The organism is Bacillus sp. FSL K6-2971 (assembly GCF_038006405.1).
Classification (GTDB): domain Bacteria; phylum Bacillota; class Bacilli; order Bacillales; family Bacillaceae; genus Bacillus; species Bacillus pumilus.
The window spans coordinates 3,170,328-3,197,028 of the sequence record NZ_JBBOVD010000001.1; the positions used below are offsets into that span (position 1 = coordinate 3,170,328).

The 26,701-nt window shown below is 40.8% G+C and carries 30 protein-coding genes and 3 pseudogenes; 4 read left to right on the forward strand and 29 right to left on the reverse strand.

From position 1 onward, the window contains the following. Position 1 precedes the first annotated feature (1 nt). The 17 genes from MHI33_RS17035 to MHI33_RS17115 form a co-directional block, all read right to left on the reverse strand. The gene (locus tag MHI33_RS17035) at positions 2 to 1,348 is read right to left on the reverse strand and encodes a phage tail sheath family protein (protein ID WP_065099039.1); all 1,347 of its coding nucleotides are present in this window, start codon (positions 1,346 to 1,348) and stop codon (positions 2 to 4) included. Positions 1,349 to 1,351: 3 nt separating this feature from the next. Next, on the reverse strand, positions 1,352 to 1,564 hold the full coding sequence (locus MHI33_RS17040; protein ID WP_003212736.1) for a hypothetical protein: 213 nt from the start codon (positions 1,562 to 1,564) through the stop codon (positions 1,352 to 1,354). Further along, positions 1,551 to 2,006, reverse strand: a complete 456-nt coding sequence (locus tag MHI33_RS17045; protein ID WP_065099040.1) for a phage tail terminator family protein — start codon at positions 2,004 to 2,006, stop codon at positions 1,551 to 1,553. Before MHI33_RS17045 ends, MHI33_RS17040 begins: the two co-directional genes overlap by 14 nt. Before the next feature lie 4 nt (positions 2,007 to 2,010). Beyond that, positions 2,011 to 2,508, reverse strand: a complete 498-nt coding sequence (locus tag MHI33_RS17050; RefSeq protein ID WP_065099041.1) for an HK97 gp10 family phage protein — start codon at positions 2,506 to 2,508, stop codon at positions 2,011 to 2,013. After that, entirely contained in the window at positions 2,505 to 2,861 is a 357-nt protein-coding gene (locus MHI33_RS17055; RefSeq protein ID WP_044140769.1) for a YqbH/XkdH family protein, read from the reverse strand. The genes MHI33_RS17050 and MHI33_RS17055 overlap by 4 nt, the downstream gene beginning before the upstream one ends. Continuing rightward, positions 2,858 to 3,241 (reverse strand): protein YqbG, encoded by a 384-nt coding sequence (yqbG, locus tag MHI33_RS17060; protein ID WP_065099042.1) that lies wholly within the window; start codon positions 3,239 to 3,241, stop codon positions 2,858 to 2,860. Before yqbG ends, MHI33_RS17055 begins: the two co-directional genes overlap by 4 nt. A gap of 13 nt (positions 3,242 to 3,254) precedes the next feature. Next, positions 3,255 to 4,178: a phage major capsid protein gene (locus MHI33_RS17065; RefSeq protein ID WP_065099043.1), complete on the reverse strand. Its 924-nt coding sequence runs from the start codon at positions 4,176 to 4,178 to the stop codon at positions 3,255 to 3,257. A 22-nt stretch (positions 4,179 to 4,200) separates the two neighbouring features. Then, complete coding sequence (locus MHI33_RS17070) at positions 4,201 to 5,289, reverse strand: XkdF-like putative serine protease domain-containing protein (RefSeq protein ID WP_065099044.1); 1,089 nt, start codon at positions 5,287 to 5,289, stop codon at positions 4,201 to 4,203. Positions 5,290 to 5,327: 38 nt separating this feature from the next. After that, entirely contained in the window at positions 5,328 to 6,785 is a 1,458-nt protein-coding gene (locus tag MHI33_RS17075) for a phage portal protein (protein WP_340912740.1), read from the reverse strand. Beyond that, a complete protein-coding gene (locus MHI33_RS17080) occupies positions 6,782 to 8,083 on the reverse strand; it encodes a PBSX family phage terminase large subunit (protein ID WP_340913860.1) in 1,302 nt (433 codons plus the stop codon). The genes MHI33_RS17075 and MHI33_RS17080 overlap by 4 nt, the downstream gene beginning before the upstream one ends. 8 nt (positions 8,084 to 8,091) lie before the next feature. After that, a complete protein-coding gene (terS, locus tag MHI33_RS17085) occupies positions 8,092 to 8,736 on the reverse strand; it encodes a phage terminase small subunit (protein WP_044140775.1) in 645 nt (214 codons plus the stop codon). A gap of 152 nt (positions 8,737 to 8,888) precedes the next feature. After that, a complete protein-coding gene (locus MHI33_RS17090; RefSeq protein ID WP_044140776.1) occupies positions 8,889 to 9,407 on the reverse strand; it encodes a sigma-70 family RNA polymerase sigma factor in 519 nt (172 codons plus the stop codon). Between the two features lie 126 nt (positions 9,408 to 9,533). Continuing rightward, positions 9,534 to 9,740, reverse strand: coding sequence for an XtrA/YqaO family protein (locus tag MHI33_RS17095; protein ID WP_012011053.1), 207 nt, complete (start codon positions 9,738 to 9,740; stop codon positions 9,534 to 9,536). After that, the gene (locus MHI33_RS17100; protein WP_044140778.1) at positions 9,737 to 10,138 is read right to left on the reverse strand and encodes a hypothetical protein; all 402 of its coding nucleotides are present in this window, start codon (positions 10,136 to 10,138) and stop codon (positions 9,737 to 9,739) included. The genes MHI33_RS17095 and MHI33_RS17100 overlap by 4 nt, the downstream gene beginning before the upstream one ends. Before the next feature lie 50 nt (positions 10,139 to 10,188). Then, on the reverse strand, positions 10,189 to 10,431 hold the full coding sequence (locus MHI33_RS17105) for a hypothetical protein (protein ID WP_065099047.1): 243 nt from the start codon (positions 10,429 to 10,431) through the stop codon (positions 10,189 to 10,191). Beyond that, entirely contained in the window at positions 10,409 to 10,561 is a 153-nt protein-coding gene (locus tag MHI33_RS17110; protein WP_185106834.1) for a hypothetical protein, read from the reverse strand. Before MHI33_RS17110 ends, MHI33_RS17105 begins: the two co-directional genes overlap by 23 nt. A gap of 70 nt (positions 10,562 to 10,631) precedes the next feature. Then, positions 10,632 to 10,823 (reverse strand): helix-turn-helix transcriptional regulator, encoded by a 192-nt coding sequence (locus MHI33_RS17115; protein ID WP_340912747.1) that lies wholly within the window; start codon positions 10,821 to 10,823, stop codon positions 10,632 to 10,634. A 158-nt stretch (positions 10,824 to 10,981) separates the two neighbouring features. On the opposite strand from MHI33_RS17115, the gene MHI33_RS17120 reads away from it, so the two are divergent. The 3 genes from MHI33_RS17120 to bioB all read left to right on the forward strand — a co-directional run bounded on the left by MHI33_RS17120 (position 10,982) and on the right by bioB (position 13,066). Beyond that, on the forward strand, positions 10,982 to 11,359 hold the full coding sequence (locus MHI33_RS17120) for a helix-turn-helix domain-containing protein (RefSeq protein WP_044140780.1): 378 nt from the start codon (positions 10,982 to 10,984) through the stop codon (positions 11,357 to 11,359). Between the two features lie 198 nt (positions 11,360 to 11,557). After that, complete coding sequence (locus tag MHI33_RS17125; RefSeq protein WP_065099048.1) at positions 11,558 to 11,908, forward strand: hypothetical protein; 351 nt, start codon at positions 11,558 to 11,560, stop codon at positions 11,906 to 11,908. Positions 11,909 to 12,070: 162 nt separating this feature from the next. After that, positions 12,071 to 13,066, forward strand: a complete 996-nt coding sequence (bioB, locus tag MHI33_RS17130; protein WP_065099049.1) for a biotin synthase BioB — start codon at positions 12,071 to 12,073, stop codon at positions 13,064 to 13,066. Between the two features lie 41 nt (positions 13,067 to 13,107). On the opposite strand, the gene MHI33_RS17135 is transcribed toward bioB, so the two are convergent. The 4 genes from MHI33_RS17135 to MHI33_RS17150 all read right to left on the reverse strand — a co-directional run bounded on the left by MHI33_RS17135 (position 13,108) and on the right by MHI33_RS17150 (position 16,324). Further along, positions 13,108 to 13,581, reverse strand: a complete 474-nt coding sequence (locus tag MHI33_RS17135) for a hypothetical protein (protein WP_003212767.1) — start codon at positions 13,579 to 13,581, stop codon at positions 13,108 to 13,110. A gap of 182 nt (positions 13,582 to 13,763) precedes the next feature. Further along, entirely contained in the window at positions 13,764 to 14,597 is an 834-nt protein-coding gene (locus MHI33_RS17140) for an undecaprenyl-diphosphate phosphatase (RefSeq protein ID WP_034660680.1), read from the reverse strand. Between the two features lie 126 nt (positions 14,598 to 14,723). Next, positions 14,724 to 15,866: an AI-2E family transporter gene (locus tag MHI33_RS17145; RefSeq protein WP_003213553.1), complete on the reverse strand. Its 1,143-nt coding sequence runs from the start codon at positions 15,864 to 15,866 to the stop codon at positions 14,724 to 14,726. A gap of 65 nt (positions 15,867 to 15,931) precedes the next feature. Next, on the reverse strand, positions 15,932 to 16,324 hold the full coding sequence (locus MHI33_RS17150; RefSeq protein WP_065099051.1) for a DoxX family protein: 393 nt from the start codon (positions 16,322 to 16,324) through the stop codon (positions 15,932 to 15,934). 200 nt (positions 16,325 to 16,524) lie between these two features. Here MHI33_RS17150 and MHI33_RS17155 point away from each other — a divergent pair, with 200 nt between their 5' ends. Further along, entirely contained in the window at positions 16,525 to 17,508 is a 984-nt protein-coding gene (locus MHI33_RS17155) for a Gfo/Idh/MocA family protein (RefSeq protein WP_340912753.1), read from the forward strand. 81 nt (positions 17,509 to 17,589) lie between these two features. Here MHI33_RS17155 and MHI33_RS17160 read toward each other — a convergent pair whose 3' ends face one another. The 8 genes and pseudogenes from MHI33_RS17160 to MHI33_RS22120 all read right to left on the reverse strand — a co-directional run. Beyond that, positions 17,590 to 18,114 carry a type 1 glutamine amidotransferase domain-containing protein gene (locus MHI33_RS17160; RefSeq protein WP_044140784.1) on the reverse strand — a complete coding sequence of 175 codons (525 nt, stop codon included), beginning with the start codon at positions 18,112 to 18,114 and terminating at the stop codon, positions 17,590 to 17,592. A 90-nt stretch (positions 18,115 to 18,204) separates the two neighbouring features. After that, positions 18,205 to 20,193 carry a methyl-accepting chemotaxis protein TlpB gene (gene tlpB / locus MHI33_RS17165; protein ID WP_268453834.1) on the reverse strand — a complete coding sequence of 663 codons (1,989 nt, stop codon included), beginning with the start codon at positions 20,191 to 20,193 and terminating at the stop codon, positions 18,205 to 18,207. Positions 20,194 to 20,357: 164 nt separating this feature from the next. After that, positions 20,358 to 21,305 (reverse strand): methyl-accepting chemotaxis protein, encoded by a 948-nt coding sequence (locus tag MHI33_RS22095; protein WP_376699979.1) that lies wholly within the window; start codon positions 21,303 to 21,305, stop codon positions 20,358 to 20,360. Further along, positions 21,297 to 22,334 (reverse strand): annotated as a pseudogene (locus MHI33_RS22100) (HAMP domain-containing protein); the annotation flags it as partial. The pseudogene MHI33_RS22100 and the gene MHI33_RS22095, both read right to left, overlap by 9 nt. Before the next feature lie 174 nt (positions 22,335 to 22,508). Continuing rightward, a complete protein-coding gene (locus MHI33_RS22105; protein WP_371475563.1) occupies positions 22,509 to 23,459 on the reverse strand; it encodes a methyl-accepting chemotaxis protein in 951 nt (316 codons plus the stop codon). Beyond that, positions 23,454 to 24,500: pseudogene (locus tag MHI33_RS22110) on the reverse strand (HAMP domain-containing protein); the annotation flags it as partial. The gene MHI33_RS22105 and the pseudogene MHI33_RS22110, both read right to left, overlap by 6 nt. Before the next feature lie 126 nt (positions 24,501 to 24,626). Beyond that, positions 24,627 to 25,577, reverse strand: coding sequence for a methyl-accepting chemotaxis protein (locus MHI33_RS22115; RefSeq protein WP_372706104.1), 951 nt, complete (start codon positions 25,575 to 25,577; stop codon positions 24,627 to 24,629). Continuing rightward, a pseudogene (locus MHI33_RS22120) lies at positions 25,569 to 26,618 on the reverse strand (cache domain-containing protein); the annotation flags it as partial. The pseudogene MHI33_RS22120 and the gene MHI33_RS22115, both read right to left, overlap by 9 nt. Positions 26,619 to 26,701 lie beyond the last annotated feature (83 nt).

The following is a 26,701-nucleotide window of genomic DNA, read 5'->3' on the forward strand; positions in this document are numbered from 1 at the left end:
CTTACTTCACCTCCACATTGAAATAGAATTTTTCTGCTGCATCTACTGGTTGAACAGCTAGATCGATGATAAATCCATCACGATCTTCATTGAGACCGATGACGATATCTGTTTCTGAGTTAAAGCCTGTAATGCCGCTGCCATCTTGAAGCTGTGTGAGATACTGTGTAATCAGTGTTTTCACAAGCTGCACTCCATCATCGGATGCTGGAATGTCATTGCCATTGGCTTTGCGTAATTTAATCAGATTTTTTAATTCGAACGTTAAATCATTGTTGATGGCATCAAGCACACGAATGATTTTGTTTTTCGCCATTTGCTGATTCTTTTCAGCTGTGAAGCTTGTTAAAGAGTTAATATCTTTTTCAACACTCACCGTGCGGTCTCTCGCATCAAAGGTGAAGAGGAACTCCCCTTGTGATAACCGGTATTCTACTTGATCATTATCAAGGCGTTCTAATGTATCTACCGCTCCTTCGTATTCCACAAAGGTGAGTGACTGATTGAAGTTTGCACCTGCACTAGCCCCTGCGACCCAAGCTGTTGTTTGAGCAGGTGTTAGTTCTGTTCCATCTTCCAGCACAACACCACTTGTCACATTAATGATGCCTTCTTGGTCAGCTGCATAGTTAGCGACAACGCCTTGCACCTTACGTCCTTGCTTATCACGTAGACGCTCGATAAATGAAGCGAAGGTTGCTTTTAATTGCTCACTATTATCGACTGGGAGCGCAATGACATCAAAGTATTCTGTTTCTGCTGCTTCTAGGAAAGCTGTATAATCTGCGACACTTGCCACACCGTTTTTTCCGCCGCTTAGTGCCACACCAGCTGTGATAACTGCTTCACCTTCACCAGAAAATTGAACATATTTGTTTTTCACAAGATCTTTGACATCCGTCACAATCTGCTTATCCACAATATCTGTTCCAAGATAAGTAATGACGTCACGTTTGGTGCTGTCGAGTACATTTTCTGCCACTTGAATGGTGATCTCATTTCCTTTTAGACCGCCATAATTGGCTGTAACCACAAAGTTTTCTGAGATTTCAGCTTTGGCTGGCTCCCCTTCGTTTAGACGGTAAAGCAAGACTGTTTGCGCTTTTTTCTTTGCTTCACGGAAAAGAAGAAGCGACTTGTCATCAATATTAAGTCCAACCTTTTTATTTAAGTCTTCCATATTGGAAATGGAAATAAAGGTTTTTGGTTCTCCCCAGCTCATCACAAGAGGAAGTGCCACCGTACCTCGATCGCCTAAAGTAATTCGCTGCTCTGCTGTTGTTTTAAAATTAAAGTAAATGCCAGGACGCTTTTTCTCTGTACCTGGTGTAAATGTGCCTCCGTTCATCCTTTAAACCTCCTTGGACAAAAAAGCATCAATGTGCTTTTTCGCTTCTGTTTTTGTAATTGGTTGATGTTTGATATAAAAAAGAGCACCTTCAAGGATTTCTGGTTTAACACCAAAAAGATCCTTACTGTGCTCCTTTAAGGCTTCAAATGAAAAGCCAAATTCTTTTTCTTCGCCAGCTGTTTGAGCGGGCTCTGCTTTTTTAGTCTTGCTCACGTTTGATCACCCCATCTGAAAAATTGATATCTTCAAGGCTTGCTTGTTTGTCTCGGTTGTACCAATAACTGCTATCCCACGTCAGGACAATCGCTGCTACGCCTTGATCTAACATTCTGGTTTCCACTCTTTTTATGCGGACATAATCATCAAGCACCTCTCCATCTTCACTCATCATCTGAATCATTTGACGATCAGCAAGCAATGCATCAACAATCGTTTCTGCCGCGTCATGCGCTTTTTCTGAATCCATATGAAACACTTTCACTTGCAGCGAATAAGATTTCATAAACGTAGATACCGTATCTGGACCGCTGATGACTGTTACGGGCGGCACATAAACGGATGGTACTTGAAAACGCTCTGGTAAAAGACGATCATACATTGTCACAGGAAAGTGTGTGTAAATATAATGCATGATTGCCCCGACTTCTTGATTCATTTCATCACCTCCCAAAATGTCGATCGAACCAGCTTTGAAGCTTTCGATCCAGCGACCGTTCAAACATTTGCTCATAGAGCATGACAGCATGATCCCAGTAGCCATTTCCATCTATCCATTGAGAGGCAAGCATCATTCCTGTCTTTGCATTCGGATCATATTCAAAGCGGCTGCCAGCCCACCTGCCAGGCACCCATCTTCGCTCCCCACTTGAAGAAGTAGCATGTCCGTCATTGACATAGGAGGCATATTCAAGCTGCGTTCCCACTTCAAGTGTGAGACCACCTTTTGACATGAGAAAATGATTCTCCTTGTCTCCTTGCGTAAAAGAGCTTAGAAGCCGGCCTGTATCGACAGTATTCTCCTTGATTAGCTCATCTTGAATGATGTCCAAAAGCTCTAGGCCCATATCCTCTAGCCAATCTTGATATTCTGCTTTTAAGCCGCCAGCACACGCTGTTTCCAGCTGTGAAAGTAGCCGGTCAAGTCCATCAATTTTCATAGATTTTCCTTCCTGACTGCCATCACTTCAATGTGATGATTTTTCATTATTTTGGGCTGCTGCAACTTAAGTGAGACGCCGTTCCACACCATTTTGTCATGTAGGCGAATATCACTTGCTAAAGGAAAATGGACAAGATAGGATTGATAAATCACTGTATTCGGCTCTTCTTGCACAAGTGACTGATTTTTTTCTATGACATAACAAGCCAGGTCCGTCAGGCTAGGCGCATCAGGATAGGAAAGAGTCATTTGTAAGTCATCAGCTGGAATCCCAAATTTTCCTCGGGAAGCCTCCTGATGTTCAAGGTGAAAAAGATCACAGCGGTCTGTTAAGAGAGATTGATAACTCATAATGATCTCACCTTTAATTTGGTACTGCCGCCCGATAATGATGGTTCAATGTAATCGACAAGCAGGGCATATACATAAGGTTTGCCTTTCACTTGATCAGCTGCCTTCGCATATGAATAATCACCCATTTTCTCTGACGTAAAGCCTTTCATCATAGACTCATCATCATTCAGCATGGCAAAATATTGAGCCATTTTTAATAATGCGATTCTTGCTTTTTCAGGGAGGGGCTGATATTTTTCGCTTGAGAAATCATGACCGACGATCTGAAATACCGCAGCTTCTGCTTCGATAATATCTGCTGTCAGTCTTTCTACAGATCGATTTTTCACACGCTCAAATACAGAATAGGCTTGCAGTTCTTCAGGAGAAATAATCATGACCTGCCGTCACCTACTCTTTCACTTTCATCACTTTTGCTACAGCATCCTCTTCCTCAAATTTGCTGTCTAGCTTCGCTGTCAGAACTATAATAAATTTCCGGCTACGAATATCTTTTTCTACTTCAATTCGAATATGACGAGAAAAACCTACGATAATATTTTTAGGGTGTGTCAGCAAAATATCTGATACGTCTGTTCCCGCTTCGTCATATGGCTGCATATTGGCAAGACCTTTGACCGGCACACCGAATGCAGAAGAAAGTCCGCCTTGAATCACCGCATCTCCGAGAGTTGTCTGACGGTTTGCTACTTGATCCTTCCATTCCACCTCTAAACTTGGGGATGTGTAGAAACGGAAATCCTGAGGTACACGTAAATATTTTGACGGCATCGCTTTATAGGCTTGTTTAAACATTTGGCGGCTAATTTCCGCTCCATTTGCATCAACAATATGAGATACTGCTTGTTTTCTCACGCCATCCATTTGGGCTAAAAACGGATCTGATGAAGTCGTATCCCCATTGACGATGAGCTCTTCAATATCAACGGCCGCTCGTTCAGCAAGCATTTGCATAATGGTCTGCTGAATTCCGTCTTTTTCAATATTGTTTTCAATGCTGTCGTAGGTCATATGAATTTCTGCAATGACCTCTTTTGCATTTAGCTGGACAGTGCTTGTCGCTGGGACAACACGGTCTTTCGCATCAAGCGCTTTGCCTTCCTCTGCCGGGCGCAAAATACGCTGGCCAAAGCCGATTTTTTCGATTTTTTGTGAATCACTTTCCATCGGAATGATGCGTGCATCATTTAAAACGGTTGGTGTGTTTTGCATCATTCTAATGAATGTGTTGGATTGGGTTGCGTTCATGAGACCGCCGGTTTTTAAGCTGGCAAGTGTCATTTCAGCCTTACGAATCAACTCTTGATTTCTCACACTGTTTCCTCCTTATTTCGGCTTATAGTAAGCCATCCCATATGGGTTTTGTCGTGTCGTTTTGTGTATCATGGATTGTTTGTTTTGATATGCCCCTTGCCTTTTCAAGCATGTGAATCCGCTCTGAAATAGGCAAAAGCTGCTGCTGAAGCACTTCCTGCATTGCTGCTTTTTCTCTGCTAGCTGATTTCTCTAAGGAAGAGAGCTGATGACGAATCGGTGCAACGACTTGCTCGAGCACTTTTTGGACAGGTTCTTCCCCTGTTTGTTCTGTTTCCTGCTGTTCAGCCTGCTGCAAGACGTTTTCGATGGCCTTTTTTGCTTTTTCGAGCTCTCGTACTTGATCCGTCGTCAAAGCGGCCTCTTCTTTTTGTACGTCTGCTGGCCTTTCACCAATCGTTTGAAGTACATCCTCTGTCTTCAGGATGTCCTGCATGATTGGAATGAGCTGTTCTAAGGCAGCTCTTACTTCCGCCTCATCACCATCACTTGACTGTAAGGTTTCCAGCAGATGGTCTAAAACGTTCCAAAATGGTTGTGACATGTTTGCACCTTCCTCTTTTAAAAAGAAATTTTTCAGCAAAGAAAAAAGCCCTCTCTCATTTGTATCTTGAGATAGAAGCTGATCTTGTTCTTCTATGGCGACGATGTCCGCCGTTCCAGCCATTGAATAGCCTGTAATGTGGCCTTTCTGAATTTGATCCCAAATCTCTTGGGAAGCCTTTGTCACAAGCACCCAAGATCCTTTGCGAATCAGCTCCCCTCCCACTTCAACATCAGCCGGAGCAATATATGATTCAACCACTTCGCCAACACCATCCTGAAAATCATGCTGCTTGTCAATATGACGGGCATCCTTCATAAAGCCGTGTGCCGCTCTTTCAATTTCCTTGGCTGTCATAAAGTCTTGATGTGCATCAGGCGTATTCGGCTCATACACGACTCCGTACACGAGGCGATGAGCATCTTCTGCCTTTGTCAGGACACTGACCTCCTTTTGAAAGTCAGGCCGCTTTTTCTTTGCTTTCATCAGAAAGAATTTCTTCTTGTTCGCTGCTTTGTCCACGTAGGAAACATGCGTAATTTTAGCGTTTTTTAGTTCTCTTGGCATATGTTCACCCCCTTTCAAAAAAGCGCACTCGCTTCTGTTTATTTCGTCAGCTGGTCCGGCTCTGGTTGAGGCTTTTCTTCAGCTGATTTCATGCGGCTTTCTAAAGGGCGGTGATACAGTTCCTCAGGCCATTCCTCTAGCGTTTTTCCGAGAATTCTTCCTGCTAGATCGCGCAAATCGTTTGGTGACACTGCTCCCGCCTGAATAAATGGTGTCAGTACCTTGGCAATCTCTAATGGGTCTCTAAAATCAGGACCATTTAATAGAAAACGGACATGCCAAATTTCAAGATCCGGCAGGAAAAGAGTATTGAGTTTTCCTGTGATGAGATGACGTTCCGGCTGAAATACTTGCTCTTCTGTTGTTTTACGCGCTGTATCTGCTGTCGCTTTGTTATAGTCTTGAGACTCACCTGTGTAAATTGGCGGAAGGCGAAACGCAGAGCGGATTTTGTTTCTTGTTTTTTCATCGTATTCTAAAAAAAGCGCATCTTCTTGCAGGATCTCAGCTAGAGATTTGAAGTTTACTTTGACATTTGAGACATCTTCTTCTCCCGTTAACCCTTTTTCTGTCGGCAGACCTTCAACTTCAAGCAATAGAAATTTATGTGCATGATCAGATCCTTCAATATCGTCCATATAATCTTGAAGCTGCTGATAAGAGGATTCTGACAGCATGCCATTTTCGACAATGATGGCACCTGGTACATGCCGCCCTTGTTTAAAATAAAGATAGTTCAGCTCCTCTGCCTTGCGTGCTCCGTACATATTGACGATGTTGCCAATCCAGCGGGGAATCCCATACGTTCCACTGCCAATTTTAAAATGAATCACTTCTGTTGCGCGAAGCGGCTCTGGTGTAGTGTCATCGTACTTGCCTGTTTCACAGTGCAAAATGCGCGGATCACCATACTCCTTGAAGAAGACTTTCTTTTCGTTGATTACCTGTACATATTTACGGAATCGTTTCTTTCGATTCATTGTCTTCATTTCGCCATTTTCGGTGTACCTGAATTCGACGTCGACTGGCTCACTAAGCTTGCAAATGCGGATATGAAGCGCATCTAAATACTCGATTCCGGCCGGCTTTCCTTGTCCATCTCTCAGCACCTCTAAAAAACCATTGCCCGTTTTCTCTCGGTCTTCGAGGACATAGCCAAGAATCACATCAGCGGACTCATCATAGTTCATGTACTTCGTAAACTCTTCAAGTCTTGTCCATTCCTTTTCTGCGGCTTTCTTTTTTGCCAGTTTTACACCTTCTGCATTAAAGTCAAAGGCGTATTCCACCCCAAATCCAAAGCCTAAAATATTCGTTTTGTACGCATCAATACATTGCTGAAGAATGGTTGAATATTCTGCCATGCTTTTTAATTCATTGATGTTGTAAGGAGGGGGAACAATGTCATCTTTTTCATAGGAAAATTCATCTGCATACATTTGTTTTGTATGATCAGACATGTTTGCCTTCATAATCGTTGCTTTCAATTGTTTCATTGTATGGACCTCCTCTCTCTGTTTGGACGGACACGCTCTGAGGCGGACTGTTTCAAATCCGTCACTTCATAATCATCCAGCGCATACCAGATCGCTGATAATGTGTGCGGGTCGATTTGAAATGTATCTTCCTCTAAACGTCCATCCTTATCTGCCTTATAGGTCAGTGATTGAAGTTCATAGATTGTATACGGACAAGCATCAGAGCAAATGATTTTCTTAAACCGTTTGATCTTTTTCGTATACTGCAAACGCGAGCCTTGGAACTTATGTGCTGCCACCATTTGAAATCCAAGTTGCCGAAAATAGTGAATGGTTTTAGGCTCGGCTGCATCGGCTTTGATGAGTTCCTTTGATTCAATGAACTCTTTTAGGTCAACAGCTGTTTCATCATCTGTTTTCCCGCGGTCGTAATATTCCCAGTAAATATATAAGTACTTTTTTTCATGGTCGACGGCTAATCGAATGAGGGCATTGTATGATTCAACAAATCCAAAATCCATGCCTGCTCGTTTTAGCGGCCGGTCAATCTGCTGAATCGCTTCTAATACATCAGAATGATTTCTTACCTCAAATTGAGGAAAAACCTTTGTTCCATTGATGCCGAAATAGCCTTTCCTCGCAATTCGATAGAGGTCTGGGTCGTATTCTTTCAGCTCATCCAGCTGTTTCACATAGCTTTTAGGGAGAAATAGGTTATCTTCCGCTGTGGAGTGATGATAGTACGTATCCTTGATCACAACGGTGCGTTTTTTGTATAAGGTTTCGTCATCTAGGACAAATCGCTTCAGCTGTTCATCTCGAAAGAAATGTCTGTACGTCCAATTATCTTGACCAACAGGATTGGTCGATAACATCATATAAAGCGGTAAGGACGGATGCCTCAATCTTCCAAGCAGCTCTTTAAAGCCTTCATAAGAAACCTCTGAACACTCCTCAATCCAAATCATCGAGATGTTGTTAATCGATTTCAATTTCTCAGGCTTGTCCAGCCCTTTGAATAAGATGCTGCTGCCATTTCGAAACGTCAAGGCAAGCGGCGAACTGCGGCACTTCACCAAATGATCGATGCCAAGATCGCTGACGATCTCTTGTAAGAGAGAAAATGTTGATTCACGGTGCGTATCATATACTTCTCGAATGACAAGTGCTGTCCGTTTTTCTTCCAGCAGCTTTAAAATGAGTTTTAACGCAATGTGATAGCTTTTCGAGGAGCCGTAGCCGCCTACTAAAAATTGAAACTTTTGATTCCAATCGAATAGAAAATGTTCAAAGTGAGGATTGACTTCTTTTTCAATCAATGACGTCATGAGTTATCCTCTTTTCGCTTGATCATGATGTGAAGATCTTCCTCTTTTTCTTCGCGCACTGCTTTTTTTGTTTTTTCGATGGTCAGTTCAATTTGCTTTAGCCTTAATCTTCGTTCATCCTTCGCATGTGCAAGCTCTTCAAACTGTTTAATGAGACGCCTGAGCTCTCCCATTGCACGGGATTGGGCATTTAAAAAGGTGGCATGCCGATCCCATGAAAATTGAAACGAATATTCTTCTGTGCTGATTTCTTGTTCTGGCTGAATGCCTTCTACTGTTTCTTCTAATGAAGAAGGCATGTATGCCGCCTTTTTCAGCTCTTTGATCATGTCATCTTGATCTGACACATACATGATGCGCTGCGCCCGAATAATGGCAGCATATTGAATTTGAATTTGATCCCAGATTAAATCAAGCGATGTACGCCCGCTCATTTTCTCCATGATTTCAATTGTTTCATCTGAAAGAAACTGATTGAAGATCGAGTGTGCCTGCTTTGACGAACCTTTTTGCCTTTGCCATCCGTATCGTCTTTTCCATGATTTCACGGTATGGATCGAGACATTGTAATGATCAGCAATTTGCTGGTACGTCATCCCTTTCATATAATCTTGCTTGGCTTCTATCCGTTTATCTTTCATTTACATTCACCTGCCGCCTCCTTTTAATTCGAACGATTTTCTGTGAAGGAATCATTTGTGTAGGGCTAGCAAACATCCGTTTGGTCTTTCTAACTATAGGTGGCAACTGTAAGACAAGTGTTGCTCCATTTATTTTGTAAAAGAAAAAACGCCTATTCAGCTGCTTCGAATAGGCGTTCTTGTACTTTTTTGGACATCTTTGTCCGAGCTCTCTCCATATGTTTTTGGACAGTTCCTTTTTTCACATCCAGCATAATCGCAATCTCGCTAAACGATAATCCTTGTGTTGTGTGCATGAAGAATACGTCCTTTTCTCGATCCGTTAAAACGGACAAGGCTTCGTCAATTCGTTTCTTGTCCCGCTCACTGACTTCTTTTTCATTTTCTTGGATGAGTGTATATTCATGTGATAAAGCCTCTAACACTTCTGGATTTGCTAGAATGGTGCGCTGATAGACTGAACGTCTGTCTAATCCTCTGCGTGCGCCTGGCTGTCTGCCAATTTGAAGCCATTCCACGACGTATTCGAGATCGCTGACCATACTAGCGATAATTTTTTTATCATGCTTCTCTTGATCTGACAGCTGTTTGTCTTCTTTTTCTCTATATGGTTCATATCTTTTTCTAGCATCCTTTAATGCTCGTTTGTATTCGATAAGTAAATCTTGCATATTGGCTCTCTCCCTTTTTTAAGAAAATAAAAAACGGACACCAATCAGTCCCCTTTTCATAGGGTCTTGATCAGTGTCCGCAGGCTTTCCGTCTTGGACGTATGATGTTGTGATCTGTTCAGTGATCTAGCTGATTTTAAAACCAATCTCGTGGTCTACTCTTGCAAAATGACCTTTTGCCGTTTGGATAATGGTTTTTCCATGTTCAGGTACATCTATCTGATAAGCTGTTCCTACATTCCCATCTAACACGATGACTTGAATTTTTCCTGTTTCCATCTCACCGACAAATGTCTGGTTTTCTTGAATGAATAATTGTTTTGGCTCGTTCATATGCTTGTCTCCTTAATTGGTGAGGACTTCGTGCCATCACCTATCGTATTTAAAATGATTTCAATTCTTGGACGCATACTATAAAACTGGGAAACTCTTAAATCGACAATCTGTAGAGGGGCCCTATCCGCAATAGAATGAAGTGCTTCTTGAATATGGTGTAGTCGGGGCTGAAAGATGCTGACGTTCACTGGACGTATCAAACCTTTTTCTGCGTATGTACGCTTGATTTGACAGTCAGCTATGTCAAGCGGCATGTCGTCAAATAAACGAATCTCGAGTGATAGTGCGTCTTTTATTTTATGCGGGCATTGCGCTTTTGCTGCTGCTCGTATTCTTTTTATCAATGTATCTTTTGTTAACAAAAACTCTGCCTCAATAATGAAATGGATGACCATGTTATGATCTCCCGTCATCCTTTTCCCACTGACGGATGTTTTGTTCGTTTTTACTCGCTTTGAGCAAGCATTTGAGGATTGCCATGATTTTCTTCCATCGTTTCATGTCGTCTTGATTCCTCCTTTTTTGCTTCAGCGACCTTTTCCGCCAAGAGGGTCATGTATGTTTGCTTGTCTTCTGATGTGGAAAAAACAAACACCGGTTTCTGATGATGAAAGGTCATCCAGCCGCCAGCTTGGACTAAACAAAGCTGCGCTTCCTTTCTGGCATCAAACGTCATCTGATGTTTCATCTTCTTCAAATCCCTCCAGACTTTCCTCAATCTCTGCTTGATACCCATAACGTGTCATGTCATATGACCAGTAGCTTTTTAGATATCCAAAGTCATTCATCTGCGCTACCATTGGATGTTCAATATTCATTTTGTTTGTCTCTCCTTTTCAAAGAAGTGCTTTTCCTTTAAAGAAGTTACTCATTTCGTGTAACTTTTGATCAAAAAAAAAGCTCTTGAACACCCCTATTTAGCAAATCTGCAATATGCTTTGCTATTTCTAAGCTGGTCTTCGTTCTGCCCATTTCTATATTTGCATAGCCGCTCGTGTACTTATACCCTAACTTTTTCGCCATATAGGTTTGTGTTTTTCCTTGTAAAATGCGTTCTTCTCGTAAATTTTCAAGTTTCATCTTTCTACCTCTTACTCAATATGTGTAAGTTATATTCATTATGATAATATACACAAAACGAGTAAGTCAATCATTTTTTATTCTTTTTGTGTAATTATTTATCTTTTCCGTGTAATTCATGATAAAATTTACTCATAACATGAAAAAAGGTGTTTCCAATGGATAATTTGACTGGAAAGATTTTAACTGAATTAAGAGAGAAGCATGGATGGAGCAAGTCAACGGTTGCTAAAAAACTCGGATTAAAGGCGATGTCCACTTATGCAAATTGGGAATATGGCTTGAGAAAGCCTGACGGTGAAATGATTGTGAAAATCGCCGAGTTATACGGGGTCTCAACGGACTATCTTCTCACAGGTAAGGACAAAGGCGGAATTGATGCCGACCTTGCAGACGATCCTGATTTGCAAATTGCATTTAAGGCTGCCTCCGATTTTTCCGAAGAAGCACGAAGACAAACCATCGATTTTATTCACTACATTAAAGAAAAAGAGAAGCAAAAAGGCCGTCAGCCAAAACAGCGAGACGACGATTGATCATCTCTTTTCATAAAGCTTTACATTGCTGGGATACGCCCAGCTTTTTTTTATGTCTCTTTTTCCCCGAAAAAAGAGACGACCCATGAATAATATGTGACAAATTTCACCATAAATACTCTTTTTTCCACATATTTAATTGACATATAATACTATTATTATTAATATATGTATATACCAAAAAAAGGAGTGTTACCGATGAAAAAATTAATGAAAGCTTGTACACTGTCTTTAGCTGCTTTAGGTGCTCTTACGTTCTCTCAAACTGAAGGGGCTCATGTAGCTGCACAGCCAAAAGAACCAGTTATAGCAAAAGCTCCTATTATGAATAAAGTGATTACAGTGAACCGTACGCTTACTGTAGGTTCTTCAATCGCCGTCTCTCTTCCAGCAAGTCAAATTTCTGTGTCAGGCGCAACATATGCCATTCAATTAGATCAAACAGCTCCGAACTTCACTTGGATTCGTGCCGTACAACGTGGTTCTGTCACAGTTTCCTACTATAATTCACTAGGCGAGCTTGTGATTAACTATATTACTGTTCGATAAGCTATAAAGCTTTACATATAAAAAGGCGATGACTTCATGATCATCGCCTTTTTGTGTGTCTTCAAGTATTTTTGTAGACTTCATTTATCCAATGCTTGCCAACGACTATCCATTATGTTAACTTTTAATAAAAATAAGTTAACATAATGAGAGGAGCTTATGATGGGAAAACCAATGTCTTTGTCTTGGGAAGCGATAGCAGAGAAAGCGCTGAAAAATGAACGGATCACGCTGCAAGAAGGTCTAGATATTCTTGAAGCTGACGATAGAGAATTATTATCTATCATGCATGCAGCCTATCAAGTACGATTTCATTTTTTTCAAAATAAGGTGAAATTAAATATGATTTTTAACGCAAAAAGCGGTTATTGTCCTGAAAACTGTGGTTATTGTTCACAGTCGATCATTTCTAAAGCACCGGTTGAACGATATACAATGCTTGATCAAAAAACGATTGTGGCTGGCGCGCGTGAGGCGCTCAAGAGAAAAGCGGGGACTTATTGTATTGTCGCGAGCGGCCGAGCACCTTCTCACAGAGAATTAGATGAGGTGACGGCAGCAGTAAAAGAGATCACTGAGACCATGCCTTTGAAGGTGTGTGCATGTCTTGGGTTATTAAATGAAGACAAAGCGAAGCGGCTGAAGGAAGCAGGGGTTCATCGGTACAATCACAATATCAATACACATCAAGATCATCATGCTCACATTACGACAACTCATACATATCATGACCGCTTGTCGACCCTTGAGGAGGTCAAACAGTCGGGCATGTCACCTTGCTCAGGGGTTATCATTGGAATGGGTGAAACCAACCAGCAAATTGTCGAAATGGCTTTTGCGCTCAGAGCCATTGATGCGGATTCTATTCCAGTCAACTTTCTTCATGCAATTGAAGGAACACCACTTGAGCATCAAGAACGAACACATCCGGTCAAAGCATTGAAAGTGTTGGCACTCATGAGGTTTGTCAATCCAACCAAGGAAATTCGAGTATCTGGAGGCAGAGAGTTCAATTTACGGACGCTTCAGCCGCTTGCCCTTTATGCGGCAAATTCCATTTTCGTAGGCGATTATTTGACAACAAAAGGTCAGCAAGTCCAAATGGATCATCATATCATTGAAGATTTAGGTTTTGACATAGAAGAATGTGCGTTATAAAAAAAGTCTGCCGGTGAATCGGCAGACTTTTAACAATAAGATTAGAATCTTTTATGGAAGTCGACAGTGCCGCTTCCTTCCTCACGGTCAAAGCTACCAACAAATGTCCAGTTAATATAGCCACCGTCTCCATTATTGACGAACGTCCCATCTTCGAATACCCAAATACCAAACGTAATACCATCATATTCAACACTATCATAGTAAACCACATTGTTCAGTCCGCTAAAGTCATGGTCTTGGCTTAAGTTTTGGACTACGACGTTATAGTTTTGACCTGCTTCATAGAAGGCGCTGTAAGCTGCATTTTTAACGAACCCATCACGATTTTGAGATGATTTTACTGCTTGTTCAATTTTATCGGCAATGGCTACTGGATCAATAGAGACACTTCCATCAACACCTGTTGTCGTTGCAGCTTCAGCCGTTTGACCAAAAGTCGTAAGAGATAGAGGGGCAGCAACCATTGACGTAGCGATCACAGAACTAACAAAAAATTTGCTTGTTTTTCTCATTATTTCTAACTCCTCCTTTAATTGGTATGTTTATGTACTACCCCTTCTCTTGTCTCTTAAACACTAATTTATGAAAAAACTTCTTTTTCTACCAATTAAGAGGGTGATTTTACTGTTTAAAAGAGTTGGAATAACAAAAAAACTACTCTTTTTAAAGAGTAGTTAAATAGTAGTTTTCAGCATTACATGAATAGGATAAATAAAATCACACCTAGGATAATTCGGTATATTGCAAAAGGCACCAGCTTGATTTTATTGATCAGTTTTAGGAAGAATCGAACAACAAAGAGAGCCACAACAAATGCACTCACAAAGCCGACGATAAAGAATGGCAGCATGTCTGTTGTTAAATATTCGGCGTTTTTCACAAGTGTTAAGAAGCTTGCGCCCGCCATAATCGGCATCGCCATAATAAATGTAAAGTCAGCTGCCGCACGGTGATTCAAACCAAGAATAACACCACCTGCGATTGTTGAACCTGAGCGAGAGAAGCCTGGCCATAACGCCAAACATTGAAACAGTCCGATATAAAGCGCCTGTTTGTACGTCATGTTATCGACAGAGCTTGTTTCTGTTTTACGTTTATTGATCCAGTCAGCGACAAGCATCAGCACTGCGCCTAAAATCAAACCGACAGCAACTGTTCTCACGTCAAACAAGTATTTATCAATATAATCTTCAAATAAGAATCCTAAAATGACGGCTGGGACGAGTCCTACTGCAATTTGAGCAATGGTCAGCTTATGCCCGCTGCGCTTTTGTTCTTCAGTAATATTTTTCTTTAAGCCTAACAAGTTCAAAATCCGATCCTTGAACACAATCATGACAGCTAAAATAGAGCCTAACTGAATCACGACTTTAAATGTGTTTGCCGCCTCTGGCGTAATGATTTCCTTTGATTTTAACCATAGATCATCGACAATGATCATGTGACCTGTAGACGAGACAGGTGCATACTCTGTTAATCCTTCGACAATTCCTAAAACCAGTGCCACGAATAAATCCCATAGATTCATGATTTTCTTTCCTTTCAATTCTGATCTTTTGAACAGGCAACCATCTATGTCCGCATAAAGACAAGCTTCCTTCATCGAAAGCTCGTCTTTATGATACTATATTTTTTTCAAAAAAAGATTATGACATTAAACCTTTTCTTCTTTATACAAATTGGATCGCATTTTGAACCAATCAAACAAGTGGGTCGTGATGACCTTCAGGACGGCATATGTCGGAATCGCAACAATAATGCCGACTACGCTGAACAATTTACCTGCTGTTAAGAGAACAAAGATAATCGTGATTGGATGGATATGAAGGTTTTTCCCCATGACCTGAGGTGAGATAAATTTCCCTTCAATGAGCTGAACAACTGTCCAGACAATGATTAGTTTGAGCAGCATAATTGGTGACGTAACAAGGGCAATCACAATCGCTGGTGTAATGGCAATCGTTGGACCAAGGTAAGGCACAATACTTGTACATGCCGCAATGATAGCTAACAAAAAGGCATAGTCTAACCCAATGATCATATAACCAATTAAAAGAAGAACACCTATACAAAAGCTGACAATGATCTGTCCGAGAATATAAGAGCTCAGGCGATGGTTCATTTCGTGAAGCACGATATGTGTATGTTCTCTAAACTTATTCGGAATAAATTTCAAGAAATAGTCAGGTAATTTTTTGCCGTCTTTTAATAAATAAAACAGAATGAACGGAACGGTCACGATCGAGATGATGACTTCAGTGAGCGCCCCTAAGAATGTCCCCACTCCGGTAAAGGTACTTTCCAAAATTTTCGTCGCTTGACTTGACGCTTTGCTCACCAATTCAGAAACGTTAAAATTCATCGCTTTTTGCGCTTGATTAATGAAGTTGCTTCCCGTTAGTTGTCTAATCTGATCTTCTACCGTATCAACATATTTCGGAAGATTATGAAACAGACTCATCATTTGCGCTTGTAAAAACGGAATAATAGACACGATCGTCACTGTAATAATGCCAATAATGACAATATATAAAAGCAAAATCGAAAAGATCCGTTTGACTCTAAACTTCTCTAACAAATTGACAATCGGATTTAATAAATAATACACGACCCCCGTTAAAATAATCGGTAAGGCAATGGTTTTGACGAGTACAATGAGCGGTGTGAAAATAAAGGATGTTTTCATGAAAACAAGGATATTCAATCCGATTAATAGCAGGACGAGTAAAAAGAGAACAAACTTGTTATCAAGAAAAAATTTTCTAAATCGACTGCTCCACATTTGCATAGAATTCATATCGTTCCTCCAAACTCGGGCTTATTTATGAATAAATTGTACACTACCTGATCATGATATGGTGGTCATTGTTTCAGCTTTTTTTCCCATTTTGCAATGGACATCACCCATACAATCAGAATTGGCTGTCCTATCAGTCTTATCCATAGCAAAGACTGCTCTGTGCTTTCTTGACCTGGAAATGGAATTCCCTCTCGTGCAGCAAATAAGTTTGCAGGGAAAATGAGGACAAGATAGACAGCAATGATTTTTGCTGCTGCGATCCTGACATTTGGCAAAAGCAGCAAGACAGCAAGCAGCCATTCTAAGCATGCCGTCGCATAGACCATTACATATGGATATGGCCAGCCTGGCATCATACGGGCAAAGCCGCTCGGCTCTATCACATGAAAAATACCGGCTGCTATGAATAAAAGCGCAAAGACGTATGTACTTCCTATATGCAGGACGCGCTTCATGGTCGTTTCCTCCTCTCCCTTCTATCAGAGTATTACCCGAATGAAGGAAGAAACTACCCCTTTTCGTACATTTATATCCTTTATGTAAGACGCATCAGCCTATATAAAGGTTTCATCCGCTTTTCAATAAAAAGAATGTTCTTTCATACAAACGCTTTCAAAGGATGTATAATCAGAGAAAAGTAGAAGGAGGGAACGACATGATTCGATTTGCTGTCATCGGAACGAACTGGATTACAGATCGATTCTTACAGGCCGGTGAAGGAGTAGCTGATTTTACATGTACAGCCGTCTATTCACGGTCCGCTGAAAAAGGCCAGGCATTTGCCGAAAAATACGGTATTGATACAGTTTTCACGAACTTACATCAAATGGCAGAAAGTGATGCGTTTGATGCCGTGTATATTGCGAGTCCAAATGCCCTTCATAAGGAGCAGGCCATGTTGATGATGGAGCACCAAAAGCACGTTTTATGCGAAAAACCATTCGCCTCTCGCCGAAAAGAAGTGGAAGAGATGATTGCTGCAGCGAAAAAACATCAAGTGTGTTTGATGGAAGCGATGAAAACGACATTTCTGCCCAACTTCCTTCAAATCAAACAGCATCTTGATCAGCTCGGACCCATTCGGCAAGTGGTCGCTCATTACTGTAAATATTCCTCAAGATACGATGCCTACCGAAATGGCGAGATTCCAAATGCTTTTAAGCCTGAATTATCCAATGGTTCTTTAATGGATATCGGTGTGTATCTCGTCTACCCGGTGGTCTATTTATTTGGTCTGCCGAATCAAATCACCGCAAGAGGCTATAAGCTTTCTTCTGGTGTAGATGGGAGCGGCTCTGTCCTTTTACAATATGACGGGCATCAAGCACTCCTTTTTCATTCTAAAATTTCAACGTCTCATTTATCTGCGGAAATTCAAGGAGAGGATGCGACGATGGTGATTGATCAATTCCACCGTCCTTCGCATATCACGATCCATGATCGGCAAGGACACCATACCGACATCTCTCTCAAAGATGATCAGCCAGCCATGTATTATGAAATCTGTCATTTTATTGAGTGTATTCAGCAAGGAATGAGTCAGTCTCCGGTCAATACATTTGCCTTATCTGTTCAAACCATGTCCGTCATGGACGAGGCGAGAAAACAAATGGGCGTGAGGTTTCCTGCCGATAGATAAAATGAATGGGCATGAAATGATAAACAAAGGGCGAACATGATGTGCAAGTTCGCCCTTTGTTTTTTGTTGTGGATCCATTGTTTATGTTGCCGCTAACACATCCGCAAATGCTTTCACATATGGAGGAAGGTCCGGCGGACGTCTGCTCGAGACGAGGTGACCATCTGTGACAACTGCTTCATCAAACCAGTCCGCTCCAGCATTTGTCATATCATCTTTAATACCAGGTGTACTTGTCACTTTTTTGCCGTGCAGGATTCCTGCTGAAATCAGCACCCAGCCAGCGTGGCAAATTTGCCCGATTGGTTTCGCCTTTTCATCAAATGAACGAACGATGTTTAACACTTCTGGATAACGGCGCAGTTTATCTGGCGCCCATCCTCCTGGGACAAGCACAGCATCATATTCATCCGCTTGAATGGAATAAAAATCTGCATCAGATACGGCCGGCACACCATACTTCCCGGTGTACTCATGATTTGCTTTTTCTCCTACAAGATGCACAGTTGCCCCTTCTTCTCTTAAACGTAGAACCGGATACCATAGCTCTAAATCTTCAAAATCATCACTGACAAACGCAATGACCTTCTTATTTGATAAACGCATAACATCTCTCCTATTCTTTCGATTTCCTCTATTGTACGAGATGACCTCTTAAAAAGAAAAGCGGTTCCCCTTGAGGAGAACCACTTGATCCTATTCGCTGATCTTGAATTTTTTAATTAAATCACGTAATTCTTCCGCCATTTGGGAAAGAGTCGTAGAGGAAGAACTAATCTCTTCCATAGAAGCAAGCTGCTCTTCAGCAGATGCAGCGATATCTTGGATGCTTGCTGAACTCTCTCGTGATACATCTGCAATTTCATGCACTGCTTTAGAAATTTGCTCAGATCCTTTTGAAAGCTCGCGTACTGTTGTATTCATTTCATTCATTCTTGTAGCGATTTCCGCTGTTTGCTGATTAATTTGTGAGAAGCTTTCTTTCGTTTGATCTGTAATGGAAAGACCATTCTTCACTTCTTCATTCACTGATTTGAACATATTTTGAGATGTTTCGATTTCAGATACAATTTCTTTCACAAGCTTTTCAATCTCTTTTGCTGAATCTGATGATTGAACTGCAAGTTTACGTACTTCCTCTGCGACAACAGAGAAGCCTCTGCCTGACTCACCTGCACGTGCTGCTTCAATGGCAGCATTGAGTGCAAGTAAATTCGTTTGATCCGCAATGCCGTTAATCACGCCTAGGATGTTTGTGATGTCTTTTGATTTATGCTCTAGCCCGTTGATCACCCCTTCAGCTTCTTTCACTGAATGGTCGATCGTCTTCATTTGGCCAACGGTTTGCTCCACAAGCTGTCCGCCTGATTCCGCGACTGTTCTTGATTGAATAGATGATGCTGTGATGACATTAGATGTTTCTGCGACTTCGTTCAGACCTTCATTCATTTGTTTTAAATGAGCCGCACTTTGCTCCACCATTTCGCTTTGATTTTCGTTTCCGTTTGAGAATGTTTCAATAGATGATGTGATATGTTCGGTTGCTTTTGTTGTTTGACCTGCGCTTGCTGTCAGTTCTTCAGATGAAGAAGCCACGTTTTCTACAGATGTTTGTACTGCTTGGATGACATCTCTTAATGATTCACTCATTTCATTAAAGCTTGTGCCTAGCTGTCCAATCTCATCTTTTGACCGGACATCAATTTTTTCTGTTAAATCTCCCTCACTGATTTTCTTTGAAGAAGAGACAAGTATAGATAGTGGTTTTGTAATGGAACGGATGATCAAGAAGATCAGAATCCCGCCAATGATGAGCGCGCCTGCTAAAATGATAGCGGCCATGTTAAAGACTGGCTGTGCAGCTTCTTCTACTTCTGTCACAAACATCGTACCGACAATTTTCCAGCCAGTCGCTTTGTTTGTGGTGAATTCCATTTGCTTTTCTTTTCCTTCAAACATATAACTCATAGAACCTTCATCTTGTGAATAAAGCTTTTCTAGCCATTCACCAGATAATTTTGTTCCAGCTTTTTTCGTAGGATGGGCAACAAAGGTACGATCCGGACTTCCGATAAAGGCATAGCCTTGTTTCCCGATATTTATGCTATTTGATTCTTTTACTAGATTTGCAATATCTAGGTTCATTGCAATGACTCCTGATCCGTCCTCTAACTTTTTAGAGATGGTGACCACAAGCGTACCTGTGGAAGCTGTTGGATACGGTGCTGAAACAGACAGCTCTCCGTTTTTCGCCCAGCCGTCTTTATACCAATCCCGCTCCGTTGCGACATAGTCAGCAGGCATTTTTTTGTTAGGATATCTTGAAAACACTTTGCCATCACTTGAAGCGACAAAAATGCCTTCTGTGTCATCATTCATACTCATGAACTGTTCAAAGCGCCCTTGAATATCTGTCGTGCCTTTTTGCTTAAGCTTTTTCTCCGTGATCCATTTGCTAAAGAAATCGGCTGCGTCTGTTTTCACTTTCACAACCTTCGTAATATTTTTATCTAGCTGTTCGACGTTCTCCTTTGCACTTTGCATGATTTGATCATTTAAGGAGGTGCTCGCCGTATGATATGAAGAGAATGCCAATACAATGATTGGGCATAAAAGAATGAATAAGAAAGAGAATACGAGCTTTTTTGAAATAGATGGCTTTCTGAAATACTGTATGAATTTCATAAAAAAGAAAACTCCTTTTAGTAAGATAGTATATATATCGGAAGCACTACTACGTTCTTTACTTTTTTAACTTATTAAAGTCTAAATAAGACCAAAATACCCAAATTATATGCATTGAATGGAAAAACACCTGACGCCAAAACGTCAGGTGCTTCCTTATACTCTTACATTTTAAATTGTTTAATGAGCTCTCTTAGCTCTTCTGCCATCTGAGATAACGTAGCAGAGGAGGAGCTAATCTCTTCCATAGATGCCAACTGTTCTTCTGCGGATGCTGCGATATCTTGGAAGCCTGCGGAGCTTTCTCGTGAAAGCTCTTTGATTTGATTCACCGCATGTGAAATATCATTTGAGCCATGCGATAGTTCTTTGGCCGTTCCGTTCATTTGTTTCATTTGTTCTGTCATTTCTGATGTTTTATCGGTGATTTTCTCAAAGCTGATTTTCGTTTCATCTGTAATATTTAATCCAGATTGTACTTCACCTGCTACTTGTTTAAACATGTTCTGTGATTTTTGAATTTCCTCTACAATCTCGTTCGTCAAGCTTTCAATTTCCTTTGAAGAGCTTCCGGATTGCTCTGCCAGCTTACGAACTTCTTCTGCAACAACAGAGAAACCTCTACCTGCTTCTCCTGCCCGAGCGGCTTCTATCGCAGCATTTAAAGCTAGGAGATTGGTTTGGTCGGCAATGCCGTTAATGACCCCCAGAATGTTCGTAATGTCCTTTGATTTCTGCTCTAAGCCTTGAATAACAAGCTCTGCTTCTTTCACTGCCTGCTCGATGGTTTGCATTTGCCCTGCTGTTTTTTGAACAAGTTCTCCACCAGCCTGAGCCGTTTTGCTTGAATCAATCGACGATTCCATCATATGAGAGGTCGTATCGACCATATGGGATAAGCTGCGATCCATTTCGTTTAACTGGACTGAGCTTTTTTCGATCATATCATTTTGATGTTCATTGCTGTTTGAGAACTGTTCAATAGATGATGTGATATGCTCAGTCGCTTGAGCGGTCTGTCCCGCACTTGCTGTTAATTCTTCAGAAGAGGCGGCCACATTTTCAATGGAATTTTGAACAGCTTGAATGACTTGTTTCAGCTTAGCTGACATCTCGTTAAAGCTCTGCGCAAGCTTACCGATTTCATCATGAGTACGAACTTCAATGTGCTGGGTCAGATCACCCTGACTGATTTTCTCAGCCGATTCAGAGAGTGCTATCAGTGGCTTTCGGATCGATTTAATAATAAAATAAATCGCAATTCCGCCTATGGCAATCGCAACTGCCAGTATGATCATTGTTAAGTCGAGCACTGGTTTTGCAGCTTCATGGACTTCGTCCACATACATGGTTCCAGCAAGCTTCCAGCCTGTTGCTTCATTTGTGTCAAAGAACATTTGCTTCGGCTGTCCATTGTATTCATATTTGAAACTGCCTTGTTTTTTATCATACAATTTCGTGATGAAATCACCTGTCAATTTCGCCCCAGGCTTGTCTGTTTTATGGGCAACATAGTGCTGATCTGGAGTCGCGACAAACGCATAGCCTTCTTTGCCTATTTTGATACTGTTTGTATCTTTCACGATCGTGTTCAAGCGCACATTGATTCCAATCACACCAGAACCATCTGCTAACTGTTCTGATATTGTGATGAGCAGGTCATCTGATGACTTGTCGACAAAAGGATCTGAAATGATGAGTTTCTCATCTCCCATCGATTGTTGAAACCACGGTTCGTTTTTTGCACTCGCCGCACTACCTTTATGAATCTCGGAATATTCGGTTAGTTTACCATTTTGATCTGCAATGAATACTTCCACTACATCTTCATCTGTTTCCGATAATTGCTCTAATTTCACCTTGAGTAAATCCTTGTTTTTAGAAGTCAATTCACTCTTTTTCACCGATTTCGATAAATAAGAAACGATATCAATTTTAGGCTGTACATCTTTATTAATGAGTTCGTTTAATTGCTGAACACCATTTGCAGCACTAGACATAATCTCATCATTGAGAGACTTTGATGCCACTTCATAAGAAAATGCTGCCAATACGAGAATTGGCACTAGGAGAATCGCTAAGAATGCAGTAATTAATTTCTTCGACATTGTAAAGTGCTTAAAAAAGTTGATTTTTTTCATGACTCTGCTCCTTTTGGATTATGATTTGTGGTCTTTCTCTTCTATTCTTAGGTAATATGAATTATTTTTCAAGACTTAATGTTCGAAAATAAATAAAAATAAGTAAAATTACCTATTTCTTTTGATTTACTCAATTGGAAAAGAGCCCTCTAGCTGAAGGGCTCTTCATTATGTCTATTCGACTTTAAATTTACTGATCAAATCACGCAATTCTTCTGCCATTGATGAAAGCGTAGCAGAGGAGGAGCTGATTTCTTCCATAGATGCCAGCTGTTCTTCCGCTGAAGCCGCAATGTCTTGAATGTTTGCGGAGCTTTCACGTGAGACGTCTGCAATCTCACGGACAGCCTCTGACACATGTGCAGAGCCATTTGAAAGCTGGACAACCGTTTGATTCATTGTTTGAAGCTGGTCAGAAATTTCTTTTGTCATTTCGAAAATATTGTGGAAGCTGACTCTTGTTTGTTCAGTGAAGCTTAAGCCTGATTGAACTTCTCGATTCACCGCAGTGAATACTTCCTGTGATACATCGATGTCTTGAACGATCTCTTTAATCAAATTCTCGATTTCTTTCGCTGAATTGGCTGATTGAACAGCCAGTTTTCTTACTTCTTCTGCTACAACGGAGAAGCCTCTGCCGGATTCCCCAGCTCTTGCTGCCTCAATTGCTGCATTTAGCGCAAGTAGATTCGTTTGGTCGGCGATTCCATTGATGACACCTAGAATTTGTGTAATGTCTTTTGATTTACTTTCAAGAGCGCTGATGACATTCTCTGCTTTTTTCACGGACTGATCAATGACATTCATTTGAGAAGCGGTTTTTTCGACAAGCTGTCCGCCTTCCCCTGCGATATCTGTTGATTTGATCGATGAAGCAGTAATGGATTCAGCCGACTCATTCATGTGCTGAAGGCCACGGTTCATTTCATCTAACTCTTCTGAGCTGGATTCGACTTTGTCATTTTGACTTTCATTTCCATTTGAAAATTGTTCAATGGCTAGTGTAATATGCTCTGTTGCTTTACTTGTTTGCCCTGCGCTGGCGGTCAGTTCTTCTGATGAAGAAGCGACATTTTCGACTGAGGTTTGGACGGCACCAATGAGGGTTCTTAATGAGTCAATCATTGTATTAAAGCCTTTCCCAACTTGGCCAATTTCGTCATCTGATTGGATCTGAAGCTTATCGCGCAAATCACCTTCGCTGACTTTTTTCGAGAAGCGGGCAAGGTTGGATAATCTTTTAGATATAGAGCGGACGATAAAGAAGATGAGGGTACCTGCTACGATAAGTGTCACACTGAACACAATAATGGCTGTATTGAAAACGGGCTTTGCTGCATCTTCTACTTCTGATACGAGCATCGTTCCACCTATTTTCCAGCCGGTTAATTCATTGGTCACATACGCAACCTTTTTATCTATTCCTTTGAGTGTGTAGCTGCCGCTTCCTTCTTTGTTTTTATAAATAATATTTGCTAGATTCTCATTGACTTGACTTCCTGCCTTTTGGGTCGGATCTGCTAAAACTGTTTTATCTTTCTCCATGATGAAGGCATAACCTTTTTGCCCAATTTTGATTTCTTTTAACTTTTGAATCAGGGTGTTAATTTCCATATCAAGTCCAATAACACCTGAACCATCTTTCATTTTTTGAGTAATGGTGATGACCATTTTGCCTGTGGAGGCTGCTACATATGGTTTTGTGATGACTTGTTTACCGTTTTCTGCATTGAGCGCTTCTTGATACCATGGGCGCTCTCTCGGATCGTAGCCATCAGGCATCTTTTGAACAGGATATTGCATAAACAATCCCTTTTCGGAGCCTGCATAGATAGCGGAAACATCTTTTTCATTAATTTTTCCAAATTGCTGCAATTCTTTAATGGTCGAATTTCTATTTTTTTCTTGGAGATTAGACGCTTTGAGTGAGTCTGTAAACAGAGCCACAGCATCTGCTTTATTTCCTATATTCTCATTGATTAAAGTATCAAATGCATTGACTTGACTCATTGCACTGCCCATAATCTGTTTGTCTAGCTCTGTCTTTGATGTAAAAAATGCACTAATTGTCAGTGCAGTGGTTGGCAGGATAAGGACTACCAAAAAAGCCATAATTAATTTTTTTGAAATGGATGGTTTTTTTAACCATTGGATCATTTTCCCCATTTTCTCTTTCCCCCTTTACTTCTCTAAAGTTATTATCGGATGAAAGGTTTATTTTTACAGGCTGAAAACGATGTTTAAAATATAAAAAAAATACCCAGACAATTTTGGGTATTTTTTCATCATTATTTAATCAATTTTAAATTGACTTGTGAGCTCTTTTAGTTCCTCTGCCATGTTAGATAGTGTCACTGAAGAAGATGATATTTCTTCCATAGATGCAAGTTGCTCTTCAGCAGAAGCCGCAATGTCCTGAATGTTCGCCGCACTTTCTCTAGAGACTTGGCGCATCTCCTGCATAGCTTGTGAAACTAGCTTCGAACCGCTCGATAGATCAATGGCTGTATCGTTTAATTGCGTCAGTTTTTTCGACATTCCTTCTGCCGCCTCATAAATGTTCTGGAAGCTTTCTTTTGCTTCTTCTGTCATACCAAGTCCTGCATGTACTTCTCGATTGACCGTTTTGAACATATCTTGAGATTTAGCAATTTCTAACACAATTTCTTGAATGAGTTTTTCTATTTCTTTCGCTGAGTCTGCCGATTGGACAGCTAGTTTTCTCACTTCTTCTGCCACGACAGAGAAGCCGCGTCCTGATTCGCCTGCTCTAGCTGCTTCGATGGCTGCATTTAACGCAAGAAGATTCGTTTGATCTGCAATGCCGTTAATGACATTTAAAATGCTCGTAATATCTTTAGACTTATATTCTAATTGCTTCATGACTTGTTCTGCTTCTTGTACAGATGTATCAATATGTTTCATTTGGCTCGCTGTGCTTTCAACAATTCGGCCGCCTTGACCAGCTGCCTCTGTCGATTGAAGTGAGACAGTAGCCACTTCTGATGACGTTTGTGACATGCCTTGTAATCCTTCATTCATTGCCACAAGCTGATTCGTACTAGATTCGACTTTCTCGTTTTGTGCTTCATTTCCGTTTGAAAATTGTTCAATCGACATTGTGATATGCTCGGTTGCTTGACTTGTTTGGCTGGCACTTGCCGTCAGCTCCTCGGAAGCGGAAGCCACATTGTCGACAGATTGCTGTACCGCTCGAATGACGTCACGAAGGGATTCACTCATTTTGCTAAAGCTTCTCGTGAGATCTCCAATTTCATCCTTCGATTTGGTTTCAAGGGTTTCGGTTAAATCACCATCACTCACCTTTTCTGAGAAATCAACAAGCTTTCGAAGTCCAATTGTGATGGAGCGAACGATAAAGAAGATCGCAATACCGCCAAGGATAAAAGAAGAAATTAAAAGAATAATGGCAGAATTCCAAACTGGCTGTGCTGCTTCTTCTGTTTCTGATACAAACATCGTTCCAGCAATTTTCCAACCTGTTAAATCATTTGTCACAAAAACGAGACGCTTTTGTTCTCCTTTATTCTCATAAGTTGACGTTCCTTCTTTTCCGCTGTAAAGGATAGATGAAATATTTTCAGTGACCTTAGATCCTGACTTTTCTTCTGGATGAGCCACAATTTGTTTGTTTTTATTTGCAATAATTGGATATCCTTGACGTCCGATTTTAATCTCTTTTATTTTATCGACAATGTCTTGCACATCAATGTCAATTCCGATCGCCCCAGATCCGTCCTTCAGACGCTGGGCAATCGTGACAACCATACCGTTTGTTGTAGCAGAGATGTATGGGTTGGTTACAACTGGATTACCACTGTCATCCTGCATAGCTAGTTGATACCAATCGCGCGTTGTTGGATCATAGCCTTTTGGCATGTCTACTTTAGGAAACTGAATGAAATCACGCTTTTTACTTGCTGCATAAAATCCAACCACATCATCTTCATTGATTTTACTGTATATCTCGAAATGCTCATACAGTTCATCCTGGTTGTTCTTCTTAAAGTCTGCAGCAGTAGATGTTTCAGTAAAGAGTTTTACTGCGTTTTCCTTATTCATAAGCTTTTGCTGGATCATATCATTCAGTTCATTGACTCTTGTGTTTGCTCCGTACATGATTTCATGATCTAATTCTTCTTTGGCAATCTGATATGAAATCGTACTGAGTGTAATAATTGGCAAGACAAGAACGAGAGTGAATGAAATAATCAGTCTCTTAGAAATCGATGGTTTTTTCAACCATTTTAATGCATTTTTCATGTTTTTCCTCCTTTTAAACGATATGTTATATATCGGACATCTTCATATTATTTTCATGTTTTTCTAATAAAATGGATGCCTTT

Bases quoted from the DNA above. Each gene is read 5' to 3' on its own strand.
- tlpB (WP_268453834.1), bottom strand. From the start codon at position 20,193: ATGAAATTCATACAGTATTTCAGAAAGCCATCTATTTCAAAAAAGCTC.
- MHI33_RS22115 (WP_372706104.1), bottom strand. From the start codon at position 25,577: ATGAGTGAATCCCTTCGTGACGTCATTCGAGCGGTACAGCAATCTGTC.
- MHI33_RS17035 (WP_065099039.1), bottom strand. From the start codon at position 1,348: ATGAACGGAGGCACATTTACACCAGGTACAGAGAAAAAGCGTCCTGGC.
- MHI33_RS17110 (WP_185106834.1), bottom strand. From the start codon at position 10,561: ATGAATATTGAACATCCAATGGTAGCGCAGATGAATGACTTTGGATAT.
- MHI33_RS17120 (WP_044140780.1), top strand. From the start codon at position 10,982: ATGGATAATTTGACTGGAAAGATTTTAACTGAATTAAGAGAGAAGCAT.
- MHI33_RS17090 (WP_044140776.1), bottom strand. From the start codon at position 9,407: ATGCAAGATTTACTTATCGAATACAAACGAGCATTAAAGGATGCTAGA.
- bioB (WP_065099049.1), top strand. From the start codon at position 12,071: ATGGGAAAACCAATGTCTTTGTCTTGGGAAGCGATAGCAGAGAAAGCG.
- MHI33_RS17105 (WP_065099047.1), bottom strand. From the start codon at position 10,431: ATGAAACATCAGATGACGTTTGATGCCAGAAAGGAAGCGCAGCTTTGT.
- terS (WP_044140775.1), bottom strand. From the start codon at position 8,736: ATGAAAGATAAACGGATAGAAGCCAAGCAAGATTATATGAAAGGGATG.
- MHI33_RS17115 (WP_340912747.1), bottom strand. From the start codon at position 10,823: ATGAAACTTGAAAATTTACGAGAAGAACGCATTTTACAAGGAAAAACA.
- MHI33_RS17050 (WP_065099041.1), bottom strand. From the start codon at position 2,508: ATGAAAATTGATGGACTTGACCGGCTACTTTCACAGCTGGAAACAGCG.
- MHI33_RS22095 (WP_376699979.1), bottom strand. From the start codon at position 21,305: ATGTCAGCTAAGCTGAAACAAGTCATTCAAGCTGTTCAAAATTCCATT.
- MHI33_RS17070 (WP_065099044.1), bottom strand. From the start codon at position 5,289: ATGCCAAGAGAACTAAAAAACGCTAAAATTACGCATGTTTCCTACGTG.
- MHI33_RS17125 (WP_065099048.1), top strand. From the start codon at position 11,558: ATGAAAAAATTAATGAAAGCTTGTACACTGTCTTTAGCTGCTTTAGGT.
- MHI33_RS17095 (WP_012011053.1), bottom strand. From the start codon at position 9,740: ATGAACGAGCCAAAACAATTATTCATTCAAGAAAACCAGACATTTGTC.
- MHI33_RS17145 (WP_003213553.1), bottom strand. From the start codon at position 15,866: ATGAATTCTATGCAAATGTGGAGCAGTCGATTTAGAAAATTTTTTCTT.
- MHI33_RS17160 (WP_044140784.1), bottom strand. From the start codon at position 18,114: ATGCGTTTATCAAATAAGAAGGTCATTGCGTTTGTCAGTGATGATTTT.
- MHI33_RS17155 (WP_340912753.1), top strand. From the start codon at position 16,525: ATGATTCGATTTGCTGTCATCGGAACGAACTGGATTACAGATCGATTC.
- MHI33_RS17045 (WP_065099040.1), bottom strand. From the start codon at position 2,006: ATGAATCAAGAAGTCGGGGCAATCATGCATTATATTTACACACACTTT.
- yqbG (WP_065099042.1), bottom strand. From the start codon at position 3,241: ATGATTATTTCTCCTGAAGAACTGCAAGCCTATTCTGTATTTGAGCGT.
- MHI33_RS17075 (WP_340912740.1), bottom strand. From the start codon at position 6,785: ATGAAACAATTGAAAGCAACGATTATGAAGGCAAACATGTCTGATCAT.
- MHI33_RS17055 (WP_044140769.1), bottom strand. From the start codon at position 2,861: ATGAGTTATCAATCTCTCTTAACAGACCGCTGTGATCTTTTTCACCTT.
- MHI33_RS17140 (WP_034660680.1), bottom strand. From the start codon at position 14,597: ATGAATCTATGGGATTTATTCGTGGCACTGGTTTTAGGAATTGTCGAA.
- MHI33_RS17135 (WP_003212767.1), bottom strand. From the start codon at position 13,581: ATGAGAAAAACAAGCAAATTTTTTGTTAGTTCTGTGATCGCTACGTCA.
- MHI33_RS17100 (WP_044140778.1), bottom strand. From the start codon at position 10,138: ATGGTCATCCATTTCATTATTGAGGCAGAGTTTTTGTTAACAAAAGAT.
- MHI33_RS17150 (WP_065099051.1), bottom strand. From the start codon at position 16,324: ATGAAGCGCGTCCTGCATATAGGAAGTACATACGTCTTTGCGCTTTTA.
- MHI33_RS22105 (WP_371475563.1), bottom strand. From the start codon at position 23,459: ATGATTGACTCATTAAGAACCCTCATTGGTGCCGTCCAAACCTCAGTC.